We start from the raw sequence: 18,083 nt of genomic DNA, 5'->3' as shown, positions 1-18,083 counted from the left end.
TAATAAAGGTAGTGAAGTGAATCGATGGATTTGAAGTTAGGGGTGGCTAGGATGGTTGCAGAAAAGGAACGAGTGTTAATGGATTTAAAAGATGTATTTGAATATGCGTTTGACGAAATTTTTGTTACAGATGAGCAGGGAATCGTTGTACGTGTAAATAGTACATGCGAAAGGCACTATCAACTAGCTGCTGAAGAGTTAGTAGGTAAACATGTAAAGGAACTACAAAAGGATGGAATCTTTTATCCATCTGCAACATTAGAAGTAATTGAAAAAAAGAGACCGATTGAACTCGTTCAAACGACGAAATCGGGAGAGTATTTACATGTTCGGACGAGGCCAGTTTTTGATGATGAGGGAAATTTAAGAAGAGTGATTAGTTATTCTCGAGATCTTACTGAACTCTATCAATTACGACAAAAGGTAGAGGAAATGGATAATCAGTTAAAAACATACAAAAAAGAATTAAGAGAAACATATGAACATGAAGGACTTATTTTTAAAAGCATTGCTATGCAAAAAATAATAGAAACGATTAAAAAAGTATCTGTGGTAGATAGTACTGTTCTCGTTTTAGGTGAGACAGGCGTGGGAAAAAGCCGCTTAGTACGTCATCTACATGAAGTAAGTCACCGGAAGAATGAAAGTTTCTATGAAATTAATTGTGCGGCTTTGCCAACAAATTTAATTGAATCGGAGCTTTTTGGATATTCAGGTGGGTCTTTTACAGGTGCAAATCGTGAAGGGAAAAAGGGATTATTAGAGTCAGCACATAAAGGGACTCTTTTCTTAGATGAAATTGGTGAAATGCCGCTTGAAATTCAAGCGAAGCTTCTGCAAGTATTGCAAGAAAAAACATTTCGTCCTATAGGCGGAAGAGAATTAAAAAAGGTGGACGTTCGAATTGTAGCGGCAACAAATAGAGATTTAAGTGAGATGGTGAAACGAGGAACATTTCGGAAAGATTTATATTATCGTCTGAATGTCATTCCGATTTCAATTCCGCCACTTCGGGAAAGAACAGAAGACATTTTACCACTCGTTTATCATTATTTACAGCACTTTAATAAAAAGTACGGACGTGATGTAAAGTTAGCACCTAGTACGTTACAAATGTTTGTTGGATACCCGTGGGAAGGAAACAATAGAGAAATAGAGAATGTAATTGAAAGAATTGTTATTACTGCTGACGATATCGTTACGATAGAGGATTTACCAATAGCAATGCAGGAATCAACAGTTGAACAGTCAGGTCAAAGTCTCTATAAAATGTTGGAAGAAGTGGAACGAAATATTATTTTAAAAGCGTATAAAACATGTGGATCAAGCTATAAAGTAGCAGAGTTTTTAAAAATAAGTCAATCTGCTGCCACTAGGAAGATTAAGAAGTTCATAGAGGAGGAAGAAAATATTGGATAAAAAATCGACGTTTGTAAATGTAGAGAAAAAAGCGATGTATATAAATGGTGAGTGGATTACACTGCAAGAGCAAATCGAAGTAAACAATCCAGCAACGAAAGAAATATTTGCAACTGTACCAAAGGGCGGGATAACAGAGGCAAAGCAAGCCGTTGATGCGGCGCATGAGGCTTTTAAAACATGGTCAAAATTAACAGCCGCGGATCGTGCAACGAAATTAAAAAAGTGGTTCACACTTATTGATGAAAATAAAGAAGAAATCGCAGCGATTATGACGAAGGAGCAAGGAAAGCCGTTTGCAGAAGCGCTTGGTGAAGTGAATTATGCAAATAGCTTTGTTGAATGGTATGCAGAAGAAGGGAAGCGCGTATACGGTGAAATGATTCCTGCTTCTCATCCGAACAAACGTATTTTAGTTATGAAGCAACCAGTTGGGGTTATGGCAGCTATTACACCGTGGAACTTCCCAGCGGCTATGATTACGAGAAAGGTAGCTCCAGCGCTTGCAGCAGGTTGTACAGCAGTTGTAAAGCCTGCAAGTCAAACACCGTTAACTGCATTGAAGTTAGCTGAATTAGCACACGAAGCGGAAATTCCAAAAGGTGTAATAAACATTGTAACAGGTAGTGCAAAAGCAATTGCTGATACGTGGATGGAAGATGAGCGCGTTCGAAAAGTGTCCTTTACAGGATCAACGGAAATTGGGAAAGAGTTAATGGCTAGCGCTGCGCAAACGATGAAAAAAGTTTCATTAGAATTAGGTGGTCACGCTCCATTTATCGTAATGAATGATGCAGATTTAGATAAAGCGGTAGAAGCCGTTATTGGTTCGAAATTCCGTAATGCAGGACAAACGTGTATATGTACAAACCGAGTATTCGTTCAAGAAGAAGTATACGAAGTATTTGTAGAGAAGTTCCAAAAGGCAGTAGGGCAACTTAAAGTCGGAGAAGGATTCGGTGCGGGAACTACTGTAGGACCACTTATTGATGAGAATGCAGTTTCAAAAGTACAAGAACATATTGAAGATGCAGTTCAAAAAGGTGGAGAACTTTTATATGGAGGCCAACAGGTTACAGAGCTAGATGGACATTTCATTCAGCCGACTGTAATTGGATTGGCAAATGATACAATGCTTTGTATGACTGAAGAAACATTTGGACCAGTTGCACCAGTTGCGAAATTTAAAACAGTTGAAGAAGTAATTGAACGTGCAAATAATACACCATACGGTTTAGCTGCGTATATTTTTACGAAGGATATTAGCCAAGCGTTCCAAATTAGTGAAGCGCTAGAGTACGGTATTATCGGTTTAAATGATGGTCTTCCGTCAGTTGCACAAGCGCCGTTCGGTGGATTTAAAGAAAGTGGTATCGGGCGTGAAGGCGGTCATTTCGGCATCGAGGAATATTTAGAAATCAAATACATTTCATTAGGATTATAAGTAGTACACTAGAATCTCTATAAGGTAACAGAGAAGGAGATTCCAGTATGATATATTGGCTATTATTACTTGTTACAATTATTTTTGAAGTAGCTGGAACGATTGCGATGAAATTATCGAATGGCTTAACAAAGCTTGTTCCAAGTGTACTTATTTTCGTTTGTTATGGTATTTGTTTCAGTATCTTTGCTATCGTTGTAAAAAAGATTCACTTAAGTATTGCTTATGCGATCTGGTCTGGCCTAGGGACACTACTTATTACGATTATTAGTATATACTTCTTTAAAGAGCATATTAACTTATTCCAAGCGTGTTGTATTTTATTTATCGTTTTAGGTGTAATTGGACTTAAAGTATCATCGGCATCATGAGAGCTATCTTGTGTAGAAGATAGCTTTTTTCTATTTATGAAGTTAGCAATTAATACGACAAAATATGACAAGAAAGTGTAAAGGGTTTTGTTATGATACATATGAAATGTTGTCTTATGTGGAGGAAAAAGTATGTTAAAAAAGGTGAGTCAAATTGTTTTAATTTGTGGCATAGTTTTTAGTTTAAGTGCTTGTACCGAGACTGAAAATAGTAATGAAAGTAAACAAGAGAACGTTCAAGAAAAAATTTATAAAATAGGTGAGACAGTAGATGTAGATGGTTTGCAAGTAACTCTCGATTCAGTCCAATTAGGGTATCCAGATTACACCATAGATAAAAAGAAAGATGATATTTTAGGGATTGTTTTCACGGTGAAAAATAATAGTAAAAAAGAAATACCTTTTGCATTTTACGAATTTGAGATTACAAATAAGAAAGGTACAAAGTTTAAAGAATATAAATATGATAGCTTCATTAGTAAAAAGGTAGCACCAGATGAAAAAATCCAAGACATCATGCGATTTGATGTAGATAAAGAAAATACATATATCGCCACATACAGGCCGGAGTTTACACGTGAGAATAGAACGATAAAATTTGAATTGAAGCCGAACAAATAAAAACACATTGGATCATCCAATGTGTTTTTATTTTGGTTAATTTAAAATGCCCAGTTACCTTTACGGAAAATCGGCTCATGTCTTCCATCAGCTGTAATACCGTCGATATCAAGCTCAGCTGATCCGATCATGAAGTCGTTGTGTGTGATACTAGCGTTTGCGCCGTTTTCAGCAAGTTCTTCTTTAGACATTGTTTTTCCACCAACTAAGTTAAATGCGTAAGCATTTCCAATCGCAAGGTGGCAAGATGCATTTTCGTCAAATAGTGTATTGTAGAATAAAATATTTGTGTTTGAAATTGGTGAGTCATGAGGCACTAAAGCGACTTCTCCTAAGAAGTGAGAACCTTCATCTGTTTCTACTAAATGTTTTAAAGCTTCCTCACCAGATTCAGCTTTATAGTCTACGATACGCCCGTTTTCAAATGTTAACGTGAAATTATCGATAATGTTACCTGCAAATACTAACGGTTTTGTGCTAGAAACTTGGCCGTTTACACCCGTTTTAAGTGGCATTGTAAATACTTCTTCAGTTGGAATATTAGCCATAAATGGTACGTTCTTTTCATTTAAGCTACCGGCACCAGCCCATACATGTTTCTCCGGAAGTTCAATTGTTAAATCTGTTCCAGGACCTGTATAGTGAAGAGCTTTATAATGCTTTTCGTTTAAGTAATCTACTTTTGTATGTAATGTTTCATCATGTTCTTTCCATGCTTCTACAGGGTTTTCTAAATCAGCGCGAGTAGCTTTGAAAATAGCATCCCATAGTTTTGCTTCTTGTTCTTCTGGTGCTACGTTAGGGAATACTTTCGCAGCCCATTCTTTCGTAGGAACAGAAATTACACACCAACTTACTTTATCGGCTTGTACGTAATCACGGTATACTTTCATCGCTTCTCCAGCCACTTTATGAGCTGTTGCGATACGTGTTGCTTCTACCCCTTTTAATAAATCAGGGTTTTCTGCATAAATAGACATAAATGCAGCGCCTTCTTTTGCTAATTCTTCACGAGCATGTGCTTTCCAAGAAGGGAATTCAGCAAATGCTTCTTCAGGAGCTAGATCGAACTTTAAGCGTGTTAACGTCTCATCATTCCAATCAACATATACGTGTTTTGCACCAGATTTATATGCTTTTTCTGTAACGAGGCGTACGAATTGTACAGCTTCAAGAGGTGCGCTAATTGATAAAGTTTGTCCGGGTTGAATATTAACACCAACATTAACTGCAAGGGCAGCATACTTCTCTAACGTTTGTTCAAATGACATATGTATAATCTCCTTTAGTTTGAAAGATTTCTTACTATATATAATACAAGAAAATTCTAAAAATATATATAAATATAAAGTAAAAAGAGAGCTCAAAATGTATTGAGCTCTCACATTTATTTAATGGAAGAAGCGAACTGTTCAACTGTAGTTGTATGGTGTATACGAACACGTTTCATTTTTAGCAACTCATCCGGTTCACCTTTCGTAATGAACTTTCCAGGCTTTGTTGTCGTCGCAAATTGATAATATTTCTTCGTTTCTGTAATGACTTTATCATCTACATGGCCGAATGGATAAGCAATTGCGATAACGGGCTTACCTGTTATTTTTTCTAGCTTTTCTTTCGATCCTTTTAATTCTTCTTCGTAGTTTGTAATCTTCGGTAAATCAGCATGTGTTGCTGTATGAGACTGCACTGAGAAAATACCGGAATCAACCATTTCCTTTATTTCATTTGTAGAGAGAGAACTTTCAACATCGACATTATCAACAATCATATATTCTGTTGCTGTCGGCTTGAAAGTATCGTCTTTTAGTTTTTGCAAAATATGAAATGCAGTCATATTATTTTTCATACCATCGTCAAATGTAACAAAAATTGGCTTGTTGACTTTATTAATATCGCCCCAGCGTTCAAACGTTAATAATGTATAACCGTTATCTTTTAAATATTTCATTTGGCCTTCAAAGTTAGCAGGTGATACGAATAAGTCTTTAATGCCTTGTCCATGATAATCATCGATTGCATGGTACATAAGAACGGGAACCTTTTGCTCGAAAGTAATAGCAGATTTTGTGAGTGAGATGATTTTTCCATCTTCCTTGACTCCTGTTGCTTCAATTTGGAACTCACCGCGTTTTCCTTCAAATTCTTTTATGTCAAATGGAAGTGTAAATTGTTTCTCCTTTTCTTTAGAAGAAAAAGATTTAGCATGTTCCTTTCCATCCGCAGTGCGCCAAATTTTATATTGTACTTCGGTTAGAGAATCTTTTATTTCTGTAATATGGATACTTGTGTTTGTAGAATCGTGTGTAATCGGATTATAAGAAATTTTACCTTGTTCTTGCACAGTCTCCTCTTGTTTTTTAACTTCTTGAACCTTTTTCTCTTTTTTAGGTTCTGGACTTATAGTGCTAGTATTACATCCTGCTAGAATAGCAGACGTACATAAAGCAATTGTTGCGTATTTTCTCATAAAATCACCTTCTATTGTGTAGTATGTTGCATACTTATATTTAAAATCCCCACCGCTGTAAGAGCGGTGGGGACTTACCCTTGTTTATCGTATCATTTTTAGATGGGGGATAGGTTAGTGACTGTAAACAGATCTCTTCTTTCATTTTTTAGTAAGATTTAAAATATCTTATGGTTTACTTTATAAGAGATGCGAATTTCTCCATTGACATATCAGGTCCTACAAAATGGCGTTTAATTAAGAGTTGCTCGTTTGGGGTGCCTTTTGTAATATGATTGCCGTGATCGGTAGTTACTGCGAACTCATAATGTTTTTTTGTTTCTTCGACAGCTGGGTCATTATAAGAGCCGACTGGGTAGGCGAGAGCGATGACCTTTTTACCGGTAAGAGTTTCAATTTTTTCTTTAGAACCGCGTAATTCCTCATCATAATTACCTGAATGAGCCATCATTGTATGATTTGCAGTATGAGATTGAATAGAAAAAATACCTGAATCTCTCATTTGTTTTATATCATCTGTTGATAGACGGTTCGGTTTGTCTATCTCATTTGAAGTAAGAAATTCAGTTGCTGCAGGTTGGAATGTATCATCTTTTAATTTTTGTAAAACATGAAGAGCATTCATATTATTTTTTCGACCATCATCCATTGTTATAAAAATAGGTTTATTAACACGGTTTATATCATTCCAACGTTCAAATGTGAGCATCGTATAACCGTTATCTTTTAAATACTGCATATGTTTTTCGAATTGTTCAGGCGGTACGTATAAGCCGTAATCACCATCACCTGGTCCAGGGTATTTTTCAATCGCATGATACATCAAAAATGGTACATGTTGCTGGAATGTAATTTTAGATGTTACTAGATTTGTTTCCGTATTATCTTCTTTAATCCCTACTGTTTCAATTTGAAATTCTCCACGTTTTAAATGAAATGTTTTTAAATGAAGTGGGAGGGCAAAATCACGATCTTTTTCTTGTGAAGTAAAAGTTTGTTTGCTTTCAGGTCCATCGGCAGTACGCCAAATATTGTAACGTACTTGTTTAAATGAATCTCTTAAGTTTTTTGTATAAAGCGTGGTGTTTTGTGCGTTATATTCATACGAATCCCATGTGATAGCCCCTTGCGTTAAAGGGATTTCTACTGTTTTTGCTTGTGCTTTTTTTGGTTCAACTGCTTGTTCCGCTGTTGTTTCTTTTATTTGTTTATCACTAGCATTACTAGTGTTACAACCTACGAGAATAGCAGAGGAAAGTAAAGCGATATATGTATATTTCTTCATTCTATCATCCTTCTATTGTGTTTTAATTATAGTCACTTATACCCTTGTCCATCATATCATCATAGAATATATAGGGGAATACATTTTTGGAATAATTCGGAAAGAGGTCTTACGTTTTTTTTGAGTAGTTTATATAGAAGATAGTAAAAAACTCCACTCAAACTTCATTTAGAAAAATAGAAGTAAGGTGGAGTTTTTTATTAGATAAATAATCCAGCGATTGTCGCAGATAAAATAGAAGCAAGTGTTGACGCGAATAGCATTTTCCAACCAAATTTAGATACGACGCTTCCTTGTTTTTCAGAAAGGGCACGGATTGTACCAACAATCGCACCAATTTGGCTAATACTTGCGAAGCTAATTAAGAATACTGTAACGATTCCAACTGTACGTGGAGCTAATGTTGTAACTGTTTCTTTTAAATCAAGGATTGCTACAAACTCGTTTAATACAATCTTCGTACCCATAATACCACCAGCTGGGATAATATCTTGAGTTGGAATACCCATTAAGAATGCGAATGGAGCAAGTATATAACCGAAGATTTGTTGTAACGTAATAGCATGTCCCATTGCACCTGAAGCTGCGCTAATTACGTAGTTTACAACTTCCATAACACCGATGAAAGCAATCATTAATGCAGCAACGATCCCAGCTACTTTTAACCCGTCAAGCGCACCGTTAATCATTGCGCCAATAAAACTGTCTCCAAATAGAGTTCTATCAAATTTTTGAATCACTTCGTCTTCTTTTTTCGTATCAACTGGTGTTAATAACGAACAAACGATTAAGCTTGAGAATAAGTTTAGCGGAAGAGCAGCTAGTACATATTTCGCATCTAACATCATTACGTATGATGCTGTAACAGAAGCAGAAACGGAGCTCATCGCAGAACAACAAATAATAAACATACGGTTTTTGTTAAAATGCTGTAAATCATTTTTAATAACGATTAACGCTTCACTTGAACCGAAGAATACAGAGTTTACTGCGTGGAATGATTCAACGCGTGGTAAACCAGTAATTTTTGAAATTGCACCGCCGACAACGCGAACAATAAATGGTAAAACACCTAAATAACTAAAGATCGAAAGTAGTGCTGAGAAAAATACGATAATTAATAATACATTTAAGAAAAAGACAAAATCTCTTTGAATCCCATTAAAGAGAAAATCGACACCTGTCGTACCAAGTTTAATTAGTTTGTTGAAAACTTTACTAATGAAAATAATGATTTGTTGACCAACCTTTGTAGCAAACATAAACCAACCGATTAAAATTTGGAAACCAATCATAATTGCAATTGCGCGGAAGTTGATTTTACTTTTGTTGTTTGACAAAGCAAAACATAAACCTAAAACGACAAGAATACCGATAATGCTCATTACATATTGCATGTAGTTGCCCCTTTCAGAAGTTCGTATAAAGTTTGTACATAAAACGCTCGTTATATTACTAAAAATAAAACAAAGAGGTTTTATGTCATACGTAAGATGTCTGACCTTTTAGAAAAGTAAAAATAAAAAAAGACCCATATGGATTCACTTTCATCTATGAGAGAAAGCTAATCAATATGAGTCCTTTTTTGCGCATAGGCTAATATTCATTAGTTTTCCCCATAGTCCAGCAATTTAAGGTTGCCGGGTAGAAACTCTCGATCCATATTATCGAGTATATATGAGGTAACATCGTCCGTATTAAATTAGTAGTAGCGTAACATTACTAGAGAACTATCGTCAATAGCTTTTTTTCTTCCAATAGAAATAGACCATATAAGTATGATAAAATGTAACGCAGTGTTATGAAAAAGAGAGGTCGGAAAATGAGTACAAAAATGACGCCACCAGTTGAAAAAAACGAGTTTATAGATGTAGTATTTGAAGATTTAACACACGATGGTGCCGGTGTTGCGAAAATAAAGGGTTATCCTATTTTCGTTAAAAACGGACTACCAGGTGAAGAAGCACAAATTAAAATTATTAAAGTGAAGAAAAACTTCGCGTTTGGTCGTTTGATAAAACTTCATACAGAGAGCCCGTATCGTAAAGATGCAGAATGCCCAGTATACAACCAGTGCGGCGGTTGTCAGCTTCAGCACTTAACATATGAAGGACAATTACAAGCGAAAGAAAAACAAGTACGTGACGTTATGCAGCGTATCGGCGGGTTAAGCGATGTCCCTGTTCATCCTGTACTAGGCATGAAGAACCCATGGGTATACCGTAATAAAGCACAAGTACCGATTGGGGAACGTGAAGGCGGACTTGTAGCTGGCTTCTATCGTCAAGGAACGCATGACATCATTAATATGGAATCATGCTTAATTCAGGCAGAAGAAAACGATGCATTAATTCAAGAAGTGAAACGTATTTGTGAGAAACATGGTATCTCGGCATACAATGAAGAGCGTAACAAAGGAACACTACGCCACGTAATGGCTCGCTACGGACAAGTAACAGGGGAAATTATGCTTGTCTTCATTACACGTACAGCAGAATTACCAAACAAAAAAGCAATCATTGAAGAAATTGCAGCGAAATTCCCAGAAGTAAAATCAATCGTTCAAAACGTAAATACGAAACGTACAAACGTTATTTTCGGTGATACAACGACAGTACTGTACGGATCAGAATATATTTATGACTTTATCGGTGACATTAAATTCGCGATTTCAGCACGTTCATTCTATCAAGTAAACCCAGAACAAACGAAAGTGCTATACGATAAAACGCTAGAATACGCAAAGTTAGATGGTAACGAAACAGTAATTGATGCATATTGCGGAATCGGATCAATCTCTTTATTCCTAGCGCAAAAAGCGAAAAAAGTGTACGGCGTTGAAATCGTCCCAGAAGCAATCGAAGACGCAAACCGTAACGCAGCACTAAACAACATGACAAACGCTGAATTTGGCGTAGGAGAAGCAGAAGTAGTCATTCCAAAATGGTACAAAGAAGGCGTAATCGCCGACACAATGGTCGTAGACCCACCGCGTAAAGGTTGTGACGAAGCGCTATTAAATACAATCATCGACATGAAACCAAAGCGCGTCGTATACGTATCATGTAACCCAGCAACATTAGCACGCGACTTAAAAGTACTAGAAGAAGGCGGATATAAAACACAGGAAGTACAGCCTGTTGATATGTTCCCGCATACGACTCATGTGGAGTGTGTGGCTTGGCTTAAGTTGGTATAATAGAAAAGCAGTTGATATAGGAAAAATCTATACCATCTGCTTTTTGGTTTACAAAAATACCATTCATAAGCGATTTTAGTTAAAATAAATATTGCTGATTTTCACAAATTATAAATTGAGAGTTTGAAATTGCATTCATAATGAGAGGATTTGAATTTGAAATGATAGATAATTTTTGGCGTGAATTACCACGACCATTTTTCGTACTTGCACCAATGGAAGATGTGACAGACGTCGTTTTCCGTCACGTAGTAAGTGAAGCTGGCCGACCGGATGTATTCTTCACAGAGTTTACAAACTCGGATAGCTATTGCCATCCAGAAGGTATGAAAAGTGTACGTGGCCGTTTAATTTTTACAGAAGATGAACAACCAATGGTAGCGCATATTTGGGGAGATAATCCTGAATATTTTCGTCAAATGAGTATAGGTATGGCAGAGTTAGGATTTAAAGGTATCGATATTAATATGGGATGCCCAGTACCGAATGTAGCATCGAGAGGAAAAGGTAGCGGCCTTATTCTACGTCCAGACGTTGCAGCAGAATTAATTCAAGCAGCAAAAGCGGGCGGATTACCTGTCAGCGTAAAAACGCGACTTGGCTTTAAAGAGTTAAGTGAGTGGGAAGATTGGTTAACGCATATTTTTAAACAAGATATTGCAAACCTTTCTATTCATTTACGTACAAGAGAAGAAATGAGCCAAGTAGATGCGCACTGGGAACTAATTCCGGAAATTAAAAAATTACGTGATCGTATTGCACCAAATACGTTAATAACAATAAACGGAGACATCCTTGATCGTAAAATGGGGCTAGAACTTGCTGAAAAATACGGCATTGATGGTGTAATGATCGGACGAGGTATCTTTAAAAATCCATTTGCTTTCGAAAAAGAGCCAAGAGAGCATAGCAGTAAAGAACATTTAGATCTTTTAAGACTACAACTCGATCTTCAAGATCAATATGCAGAAGTATTACCACGCTCCATCACAGGGCTTCACCGCTTCTTCAAAATTTATGTAAAAGGCTTCCCTGGAGCTGCTGAACTAAGAAATCAATTGATGAGTACGAAATCGACGGATGAAGTACGCGCATTACTTGATAAGTTTGAGGCGAGTGTTAACGTGGTAGAAAGTAGTGAAACAGTGTAACTTTTGAAAGTTACACTGTTTCATTTTAATTAAGGTGAACCGTATCATAAGTAAGTGAGGTATTCTATGTAAAACAGGGGGAAGAAAAGAATACAGGAGAAAATCGGAAATGGCCGGTTGATCTTGATTTTCACTGATATTATCATGTTTATTTTATTATGCCTATAATTGGAGGCCATATGAATGTTAAGTGATCAGGCGAGATATTCTAGGCTCGCGAATATAACAAAAATAATAAATACAAAATTAGAACTACGTGAAGTATTGCAGCGTGTAACAATGGCGATATCAGAGGAGATTGTTAGGTGCAATGCTGTTGGAATTTATTTACCCCAGGAAGATGGAACATTTAGAGGGTTTGCAGGAAAACCAGAGACCATAAATGGTGTAACGCTCGATACGCAAGTAATTGATCCTGAAATAGACTTACTGGCAAAAGAAGTTATTGAAACCAAAAAAACGATCTATATCCCTGATACCTCAAAGGATCATCGGCCGGATCCGAGACCAGTTGATGCGTTCAAAATTAAGTCCTTATTAGCCTTGCCTATCTCATTTGGGCAAGAGTTATTTGGTCTGGTTTTTTTATTTGATTATGGAACTCCAATGAACTTAACAGATTCAGAAATTCAAAGTGTTGAAGCTTATGTAAATATGGCTGCGGTCGCAATTCAAAACGCAAATAATTTAACACAAAAGGAAAACCTTATTGCCGAGAAGCAGTTGTTACTAAATGTTACCCGTGATTTATCAATGTGTTCCTCGATACAGGAGAGTTTTGATAAATGTTTTTTTTACTTAGGACAGATTTTAGAGAGTAAAAACGTGGTTGCCCACCTTTTAGACCCGTTAGACAAAACAATGATTAAAACAACGAAGTTAAGTAAGGACTGTAATTGGACAGAAGCGGATTTGATGGAAAAAAGCTATGACGCCAAGATCCAAGAGGTTATTCAAACAAAAAATATAGATAGTAAGGGTCTTTTGATGATCCCATTGGTTTCAATGGGAGAAGTATTAGGGGTAATCGTCGTTGGTAAAGAGGGAAAATCTTATAATTACGATAATTCCCAAATTCAATTGGCAAAATCTATCGTTGATGCCACAGCTCCTACGTTTTCAAACTTGTTATATATGGATCAACTTGAAAGCATGGTGGAAGAGCGAACGAGAGAACTAGCTACTGCTAATGAAAAAGTTACAAGTGTGATCGAAAGTATTACGGATGGATTCTTTACTTTGAATAATAAATGGGAATTTACGTACGTAAATAAGCATCAATATTTTCCACAAAGAAAAACAGCAAAAGATGTATTAGGCAAGAATATACGGGAGGTTTTCCCGAGTAGCGTCGACACAGTTATGTATAAGGAATTTCATCGTGCAATGTCAGAGCGAACTACAGTTCATTTCGAATTTCTTTCTATATCTGATGAATATTGGTACGAAGTTAGTGCATACCCGTATGATGATGGTATTTGTTGTATTTTTAAAAACATAACGGAAAAAAAGCAATATGAGCAGGAATTGAAAAGGTTATCAAACATAGATTTAATAGGGCAAATGGCAGCAGGTATTAGCCATGAGATTAGAAATCCAATGACAACAGTACGAGGATTTTTGCAGTTATTAAAAGAAGAGAACATCTATGAGAAACATAATAAATACTTTAATTTAATGATAGAAGAACTTGACCGCTCCAATTCTATTATTACTGAATTTCTCTCAATGGGTAATACAAAGAAATCGGATTTGCAGATGTTAGATTTAAATTTAATTATCCATGATACGATTCCTTTAATAAAGATTGATACGCATAATCAAAATAAATATATTCAAGTCGATACAAATGACATTCCGGAATTACTTTTAAATCGTAACGAGATACGGCAATTATTAATAAACCTATACCGTAATGGCTTAGAAGCGATGAGTACAGGGAAAACTCTAACTATTAGCACCTATAAGGAAGGTCAAAATTGTGTGGTGCTTGCAGTGCGGGATCAAGGAAAAGGTATCAGACCTGAAGTATTAGAGAAACTGGGTACTCCATTTTACACGACCAAAGATAATGGAACTGGATTGGGGCTAGGTATATGTTATGCCATTGCTGCCCGTCATAATGCAAAAATAGAAATTCAAACAGGATCGGAAGGCACGACTTTTTTTGTTAAATTTAATTATACAAATAATAAACAATAACCTCGTTTAGATTAGTTACGGTGAACCGTAACGCAAATAAAAAGTAAAACCTAAGTAAACATAATCAATATATTTCACCTGAATTTTGCGTAACATTCATGTTTGAGTTGCCCACTAAATTAGAGTTGCATAAAAAGAAATGGACTAACCTATATTAGGTTAGTCCATTTTCAAGTGTGTTAATTAATAGTGAATCTCCCTTCTGTACTTTTAGGAGCTTTTCGGTATTAGCTCCTGACTCTCCATATGTATATTCTGTTAGCATTGGGTCCTCATGTCCGAAATTTCGTTCAGCATTTTTATACCCAATTAAATAATTTAATTGGGTATAAATGGATAATGCCAAGTACCTAAACAACATATGTTGCTGTTTTAAAATCATCCCCAAAAGCATTAATCCACCTAAGACTACAAAACCTCCCCCTAAAATGTTAAAGTAGTAACTTGACGACATTAATTTATACATGCTAAAAGCATTACTATAATCAATATTTCAGGAGGCAAAACAATGGCAATGAGCAACAACGATATATTAAAGAGAGTAAGATATGCTTTAGATATAAGAGATATAGATATGGTGGAAATCTTTAAACTTGGCGGGATGGAAGTAACGAAAGAAGACGTAGTTGATATGCTTACAAAAATAAAAAGAGCTCCTCAGCATGAACCTGAAGATGCTGATATAATCGAAGATGAGTACGTAAAAACATGCGATATGATGATGTTAGAAGCATTTTTAAATGGATTTATTACTTTAAAAAGAGGAAAGCAAGATCCGAAACCAGGACAACCGGCACCTGTACAGAGCAAGGAGAGTGCCAATAACCTTCTTCTAAAGAAAATGAAAATTGCACTATCGTTAACGACTGAGGATGTGCTTGATATATTAGATAGCGTAGGAGTTACGGTGACAAAAGGAGAATTAGGCGCCTTATTAAGAAAGAAAGGCCATAAGAATTACAAAGAGTGCGGCGATAGATACGCAAGGAATTTCATTAAAGGATTAGCTGTAAAGTATAGAGGATAATGAGTTTGTTAAAGCAGTAAATGATATAATAAGTAGAGTAGGACGTTTGTATCCTACTCTTTTTTATTTGTAAAATAATACGCTAGGTGATGAAATGATACATACATATTTAGGTGAGACAATTAATTTTCATATAACTTATAAGAAGAAAAAGTCCGTGCGTCTTTTTGTAGATTCGTACGGAAATGTGGAAGTGCAAGCTCCAAAAGGGACACCTGTTGAATACTTAGTCCAGTTGCTAGAGGAGAAGTGGGATTGGATTCAGAGAACCCGTAAGGAAATGCAGGAGCGAGTGCTTGGACCACAGGAAAAAGATTATGATCAAGGAGAGGAATTTCTGTATTTAGGAAGTACGTATCCGATACAGATTTCTCAAGATACAAGTATGGAGCAAGACAATGCAGTGTTTGAAGGGGATAAGCTACATATTTATGTGAAAGAGCTTAAGGATGAGAAAATACAACAAGCTTTAAAACGATTTTATTATAAGCAGTGTAAAGCGCTAGTAGAGAAGAGTATTAAAGCGCATCAAAGTAATTTTAAAACAAAACCGCGATCTATTCGTATTACAGATAGTAGTCGTACGTGGGGAACTTGTGATTCTAATTTACAATTAACATTTAATTGGAAGCTAGCGATGGCACCACAGCGAGTGATTGACTATGTAGTTGTTCATGAAATGTGCCATATGGTTCATTTAAATCATGATCGTTCTTTTTGGCGCCTTGTCGGAAAGATAATGCCTGATTATAAGGAAATGGAGAATTGGTTAGCGTTATCTAGTTGGAAGATGACGATTTAGGAATATCGATTTTTGTCGGTAAATCGATATTCCTTGTCGAATCGTTGATATATTGTGAGTTTTGATAGATATATTTGAAAAACCGTTGATATATTGTAAGTTATGATAGATATATTCGAAAAATCGTTGATATAATTTCATTTACCATAAAATTGTTCAAAGGATCGAAAAAAGGAGATGTCACAAGGGACATCCCCTTTTTTCGAGCATATAGATTATCGCCCAAACTTCACAATGAAAGTATCTGCTGTTTTCTCCATCTCATACCCACGATACCCCTCCGAAAGCAAAGCCTGCTGTTCACCAGCGTCACTCATCGGAACGCCTTTAATCTCCGTCCAATCTCTCTCCTTGTCCCCGCGCAATTCCTTCACAAAAACATACCGCATACTACCACCATACTTCTCTTTCAGCGCAGCAATCTCCATCCCTTGCGCAAACTTATCCTTCAAACTTGGAATGTTAAAAGGAGCAACGGTGCAACATACATAATCATATTTGCTATCTTCTTTTTGCAATTCTTCCATAATGACTTTTGCTAATATTTTTTGCATCCCATTTCCTCGGCAGTTCGGATGAACGTTTGAGATTTCTTGATAGATAACGCTTTGTAATTCGCTTTCGTGTAATCCGATATCGAGTCCTAAATGTTCATCGTCGATAGGAGGGACGAGTAGAGCACGAAATGCGATGAGTTCATTTTCGATAAAAGCGCCAATCATCATGCCGTTTCCTTCTAGAATATATTGAAATTCTTCTTGTGAGAGTGGTTGTAAACGACTTTTATCTTCCAACGCTTCAACTATAATGTTTTGTAATGATAAAATTTGTTCGATGTGCTTTCTTGATAGTAATGTAACGTGAAATGGTTGTTCGTTTTGTTTTAATGTTCCTTCATATAGAACAGTCATGCGTTAGTCCTCCTTTAGCGTACAACGTCTTGAAAGACGGTTAGTTCTTGTAATGTATCTTCGTTTATTTCAATGCCTAGTCCCGGCTTTTCTTTTAAGCGAATGAATGGTACGTCGTAATGTAGGTTTCCGATATCTTTCGTGAATTTTAACGGACCTGTAAGTTCAACACTTGTAATGATTTTTTTTGAGAAAGCGACGTGGAATCCTGCGGAAGAGGCAACGGATGATTCGACCATTGATCCCACTTGGCATTCAATGCCGGCCATTTCTGCTTGATGAGCGAGCTTTACTGCGGGATATATGCCGCCGCATTTCATTAGTTTTATATTTACTTTATCAGCTGCGTCTAATTTAATAATTTGGCGCATTTCACGAGAACTTTTTAATCCCTCATCAATCATAAGCGGAAGGTCTGTTTTCGAACGAATATGAGCCATTGCGTCAATATCATCCGCTACAACAGGTTGTTCAATCCAGTCGATGTTTAAATGTCCTAATGAACGAAGTGCAGTTAATGTATTTGCGCTATTTTTCCAGCCTTGGTTCACATCAACACGAATGGCGATGTCATTTCCTACACGTTCACGCACAGCTTCAATTCTTTTTACATCTTCTTTTACATTCGTACCGACTTTCATTTTGAAAGATTGATAACCTTTCTGAATCATGGAAGCAGCTTCTTCCGCCATATCTTCTGGAGGAGCAATGCTTAAAACGTGAGTGATAGGAAATTCTTCATGGTAGCGCCCGCCAATTAATTGATATACAGGTTGTTTTAGTTTTTTGCCCATTATATCAAAGCAAGCAATATCAATCGCAGCTTTTGCTGTAGGCACACCGTAAATGGTATTGTCCATTATGTCGTGTATTTTTTCGATATTCATTGGATTTTTCCCGATTAGAACAGGAGCTAGCGTATGTTTTAAAGTATGGAAAGTACTTTCCCATGATTCACCTGTGACGTGATCATCAGCAACGCCTTCACCGTAACCGATAATGTCTTCGTCTGTTTCCATTTTGACGATAATAGAAGGCATATCAGAATAAGAACCATAACTAATAACAAACGGATTGCGAAGTGGTAAACGAATTGCGTAAAGATGAATAGCTGTAATTTTCATTGAATAGAAACCCCTTCCTGTTTACAATAGTTTTATACATTTGATATAGTTGACGTT

At 36.4% G+C, this 18,083-nt stretch carries 16 protein-coding genes and 1 riboswitch; of the genes, 9 read left to right on the top strand and 7 right to left on the bottom strand.

Going from position 1 to position 18,083, the window contains the following annotated elements; translation table 11 throughout:
* Positions 1-51 precede the first annotated feature (51 nt).
* The 4 genes from JDS95_RS20235 to JDS95_RS20220 all read left to right on the top strand — a co-directional run bounded on the left by JDS95_RS20235 (position 52) and on the right by JDS95_RS20220 (position 3,855).
* Complete coding sequence (locus JDS95_RS20235; RefSeq protein WP_000225129.1) at positions 52-1,419, top strand: sigma-54 interaction domain-containing protein; 1,368 nt, start codon at positions 52-54, stop codon at positions 1,417-1,419.
* Positions 1,412-2,863, top strand: coding sequence for an NADP-dependent succinate-semialdehyde dehydrogenase (gabD, locus tag JDS95_RS20230; RefSeq protein WP_000358974.1), 1,452 nt, complete (start codon positions 1,412-1,414; stop codon positions 2,861-2,863). The genes JDS95_RS20235 and gabD overlap by 8 nt, the downstream gene beginning before the upstream one ends.
* A gap of 47 nt (positions 2,864-2,910) precedes the next feature.
* Positions 2,911-3,234: a DMT family transporter gene (locus JDS95_RS20225; protein ID WP_000641000.1), complete on the top strand. Its 324-nt coding sequence runs from the start codon at positions 2,911-2,913 to the stop codon at positions 3,232-3,234.
* 132 nt (positions 3,235-3,366) lie between these two features.
* Entirely contained in the window at positions 3,367-3,855 is a 489-nt protein-coding gene (locus tag JDS95_RS20220; RefSeq protein ID WP_000915101.1) for a DUF4352 domain-containing protein, read from the top strand.
* 41 nt (positions 3,856-3,896) lie between these two features.
* Here the strand turns inward: JDS95_RS20220 and JDS95_RS20215 are convergent, their stop codons facing one another.
* The 4 genes from JDS95_RS20215 to JDS95_RS20200 all read right to left on the bottom strand — a co-directional run bounded on the left by JDS95_RS20215 (position 3,897) and on the right by JDS95_RS20200 (position 9,007).
* On the bottom strand, positions 3,897-5,126 hold the full coding sequence (locus JDS95_RS20215; RefSeq protein WP_000007354.1) for an aminopeptidase: 1,230 nt from the start codon (positions 5,124-5,126) through the stop codon (positions 3,897-3,899).
* A 116-nt stretch (positions 5,127-5,242) separates the two neighbouring features.
* Positions 5,243-6,325, bottom strand: a complete 1,083-nt coding sequence (locus tag JDS95_RS20210) for a polysaccharide deacetylase family protein (RefSeq protein ID WP_001233762.1) — start codon at positions 6,323-6,325, stop codon at positions 5,243-5,245.
* 175 nt (positions 6,326-6,500) lie between these two features.
* Positions 6,501-7,610 (bottom strand): polysaccharide deacetylase family protein, encoded by a 1,110-nt coding sequence (locus JDS95_RS20205; protein ID WP_000760987.1) that lies wholly within the window; start codon positions 7,608-7,610, stop codon positions 6,501-6,503.
* 200 nt (positions 7,611-7,810) lie between these two features.
* Positions 7,811-9,007 carry a NupC/NupG family nucleoside CNT transporter gene (locus tag JDS95_RS20200; protein WP_001200495.1) on the bottom strand — a complete coding sequence of 399 codons (1,197 nt, stop codon included), beginning with the start codon at positions 9,005-9,007 and terminating at the stop codon, positions 7,811-7,813.
* Between the two features lie 202 nt (positions 9,008-9,209).
* Positions 9,210-9,311, bottom strand: a riboswitch (purine riboswitch).
* Positions 9,312-9,432: 121 nt separating this feature from the next.
* On the opposite strand from JDS95_RS20200, the gene rlmD reads away from it, so the two are divergent.
* From rlmD to JDS95_RS20185, 3 genes are all read left to right on the top strand, one after another.
* Entirely contained in the window at positions 9,433-10,809 is a 1,377-nt protein-coding gene (gene rlmD / locus JDS95_RS20195) for a 23S rRNA (uracil(1939)-C(5))-methyltransferase RlmD (RefSeq protein WP_000105007.1), read from the top strand.
* Positions 10,810-10,970: 161 nt separating this feature from the next.
* On the top strand, positions 10,971-11,960 hold the full coding sequence (locus JDS95_RS20190; RefSeq protein ID WP_199690751.1) for a tRNA dihydrouridine synthase: 990 nt from the start codon (positions 10,971-10,973) through the stop codon (positions 11,958-11,960).
* A gap of 183 nt (positions 11,961-12,143) precedes the next feature.
* Positions 12,144-14,162 carry a GAF domain-containing sensor histidine kinase gene (locus tag JDS95_RS20185; RefSeq protein WP_199690750.1) on the top strand — a complete coding sequence of 673 codons (2,019 nt, stop codon included), beginning with the start codon at positions 12,144-12,146 and terminating at the stop codon, positions 14,160-14,162.
* A gap of 154 nt (positions 14,163-14,316) precedes the next feature.
* On the opposite strand, the gene JDS95_RS20180 is transcribed toward JDS95_RS20185, so the two are convergent.
* Positions 14,317-14,544 (bottom strand): hypothetical protein, encoded by a 228-nt coding sequence (locus tag JDS95_RS20180; RefSeq protein ID WP_241033890.1) that lies wholly within the window; start codon positions 14,542-14,544, stop codon positions 14,317-14,319.
* Between the two features lie 126 nt (positions 14,545-14,670).
* On the opposite strand from JDS95_RS20180, the gene JDS95_RS20175 reads away from it, so the two are divergent.
* The gene (locus tag JDS95_RS20175) at positions 14,671-15,189 is read left to right on the top strand and encodes a YehS family protein (protein WP_001251732.1); all 519 of its coding nucleotides are present in this window, start codon (positions 14,671-14,673) and stop codon (positions 15,187-15,189) included.
* Positions 15,190-15,283: 94 nt separating this feature from the next.
* A complete protein-coding gene (locus tag JDS95_RS20170) occupies positions 15,284-15,991 on the top strand; it encodes a M48 family metallopeptidase (protein WP_000582098.1) in 708 nt (235 codons plus the stop codon).
* Between the two features lie 215 nt (positions 15,992-16,206).
* Here the strand turns inward: JDS95_RS20170 and JDS95_RS20165 are convergent, their stop codons facing one another.
* Complete coding sequence (locus JDS95_RS20165) at positions 16,207-16,902, bottom strand: hypothetical protein (RefSeq protein WP_000217532.1); 696 nt, start codon at positions 16,900-16,902, stop codon at positions 16,207-16,209.
* Between the two features lie 14 nt (positions 16,903-16,916).
* Positions 16,917-18,026, bottom strand: a complete 1,110-nt coding sequence (locus JDS95_RS20160; RefSeq protein WP_000704472.1) for a mandelate racemase/muconate lactonizing enzyme family protein — start codon at positions 18,024-18,026, stop codon at positions 16,917-16,919.
* Positions 18,027-18,083 lie beyond the last annotated feature (57 nt).

It is taken from the genome of Bacillus cereus group sp. N24, from assembly GCF_016483345.1.
GTDB lineage: Bacteria > Bacillota > Bacilli > Bacillales > Bacillaceae_G > Bacillus_A > Bacillus_A toyonensis.
This window is presented reverse-complemented; position numbering and strand designations above follow the sequence as displayed.

Coding starts and splice junctions, on each gene's coding strand:
- JDS95_RS20235 (WP_000225129.1), top strand. CDS start 52: ATGGTTGCAGAAAAGGAACGAGTGTTAATGGATTTAAAAGATGTATTT.
- JDS95_RS20225 (WP_000641000.1), top strand. CDS start 2,911: ATGATATATTGGCTATTATTACTTGTTACAATTATTTTTGAAGTAGCT.
- JDS95_RS20220 (WP_000915101.1), top strand. CDS start 3,367: ATGTTAAAAAAGGTGAGTCAAATTGTTTTAATTTGTGGCATAGTTTTT.
- JDS95_RS20215 (WP_000007354.1), bottom strand. CDS start 5,126: ATGTCATTTGAACAAACGTTAGAGAAGTATGCTGCCCTTGCAGTTAAT.
- JDS95_RS20210 (WP_001233762.1), bottom strand. CDS start 6,325: ATGAGAAAATACGCAACAATTGCTTTATGTACGTCTGCTATTCTAGCA.
- JDS95_RS20205 (WP_000760987.1), bottom strand. CDS start 7,610: ATGAAGAAATATACATATATCGCTTTACTTTCCTCTGCTATTCTCGTA.
- JDS95_RS20200 (WP_001200495.1), bottom strand. CDS start 9,007: ATGCAATATGTAATGAGCATTATCGGTATTCTTGTCGTTTTAGGTTTA.
- rlmD (WP_000105007.1), top strand. CDS start 9,433: ATGAGTACAAAAATGACGCCACCAGTTGAAAAAAACGAGTTTATAGAT.
- JDS95_RS20190 (WP_199690751.1), top strand. CDS start 10,971: ATGATAGATAATTTTTGGCGTGAATTACCACGACCATTTTTCGTACTT.
- JDS95_RS20185 (WP_199690750.1), top strand. CDS start 12,144: ATGTTAAGTGATCAGGCGAGATATTCTAGGCTCGCGAATATAACAAAA.
- JDS95_RS20180 (WP_241033890.1), bottom strand. CDS start 14,544: ATGATTTTAAAACAGCAACATATGTTGTTTAGGTACTTGGCATTATCC.
- JDS95_RS20175 (WP_001251732.1), top strand. CDS start 14,671: ATGGCAATGAGCAACAACGATATATTAAAGAGAGTAAGATATGCTTTA.
- JDS95_RS20170 (WP_000582098.1), top strand. CDS start 15,284: ATGATACATACATATTTAGGTGAGACAATTAATTTTCATATAACTTAT.
- JDS95_RS20165 (WP_000217532.1), bottom strand. CDS start 16,902: ATGACTGTTCTATATGAAGGAACATTAAAACAAAACGAACAACCATTT.
- JDS95_RS20160 (WP_000704472.1), bottom strand. CDS start 18,026: ATGAAAATTACAGCTATTCATCTTTACGCAATTCGTTTACCACTTCGC.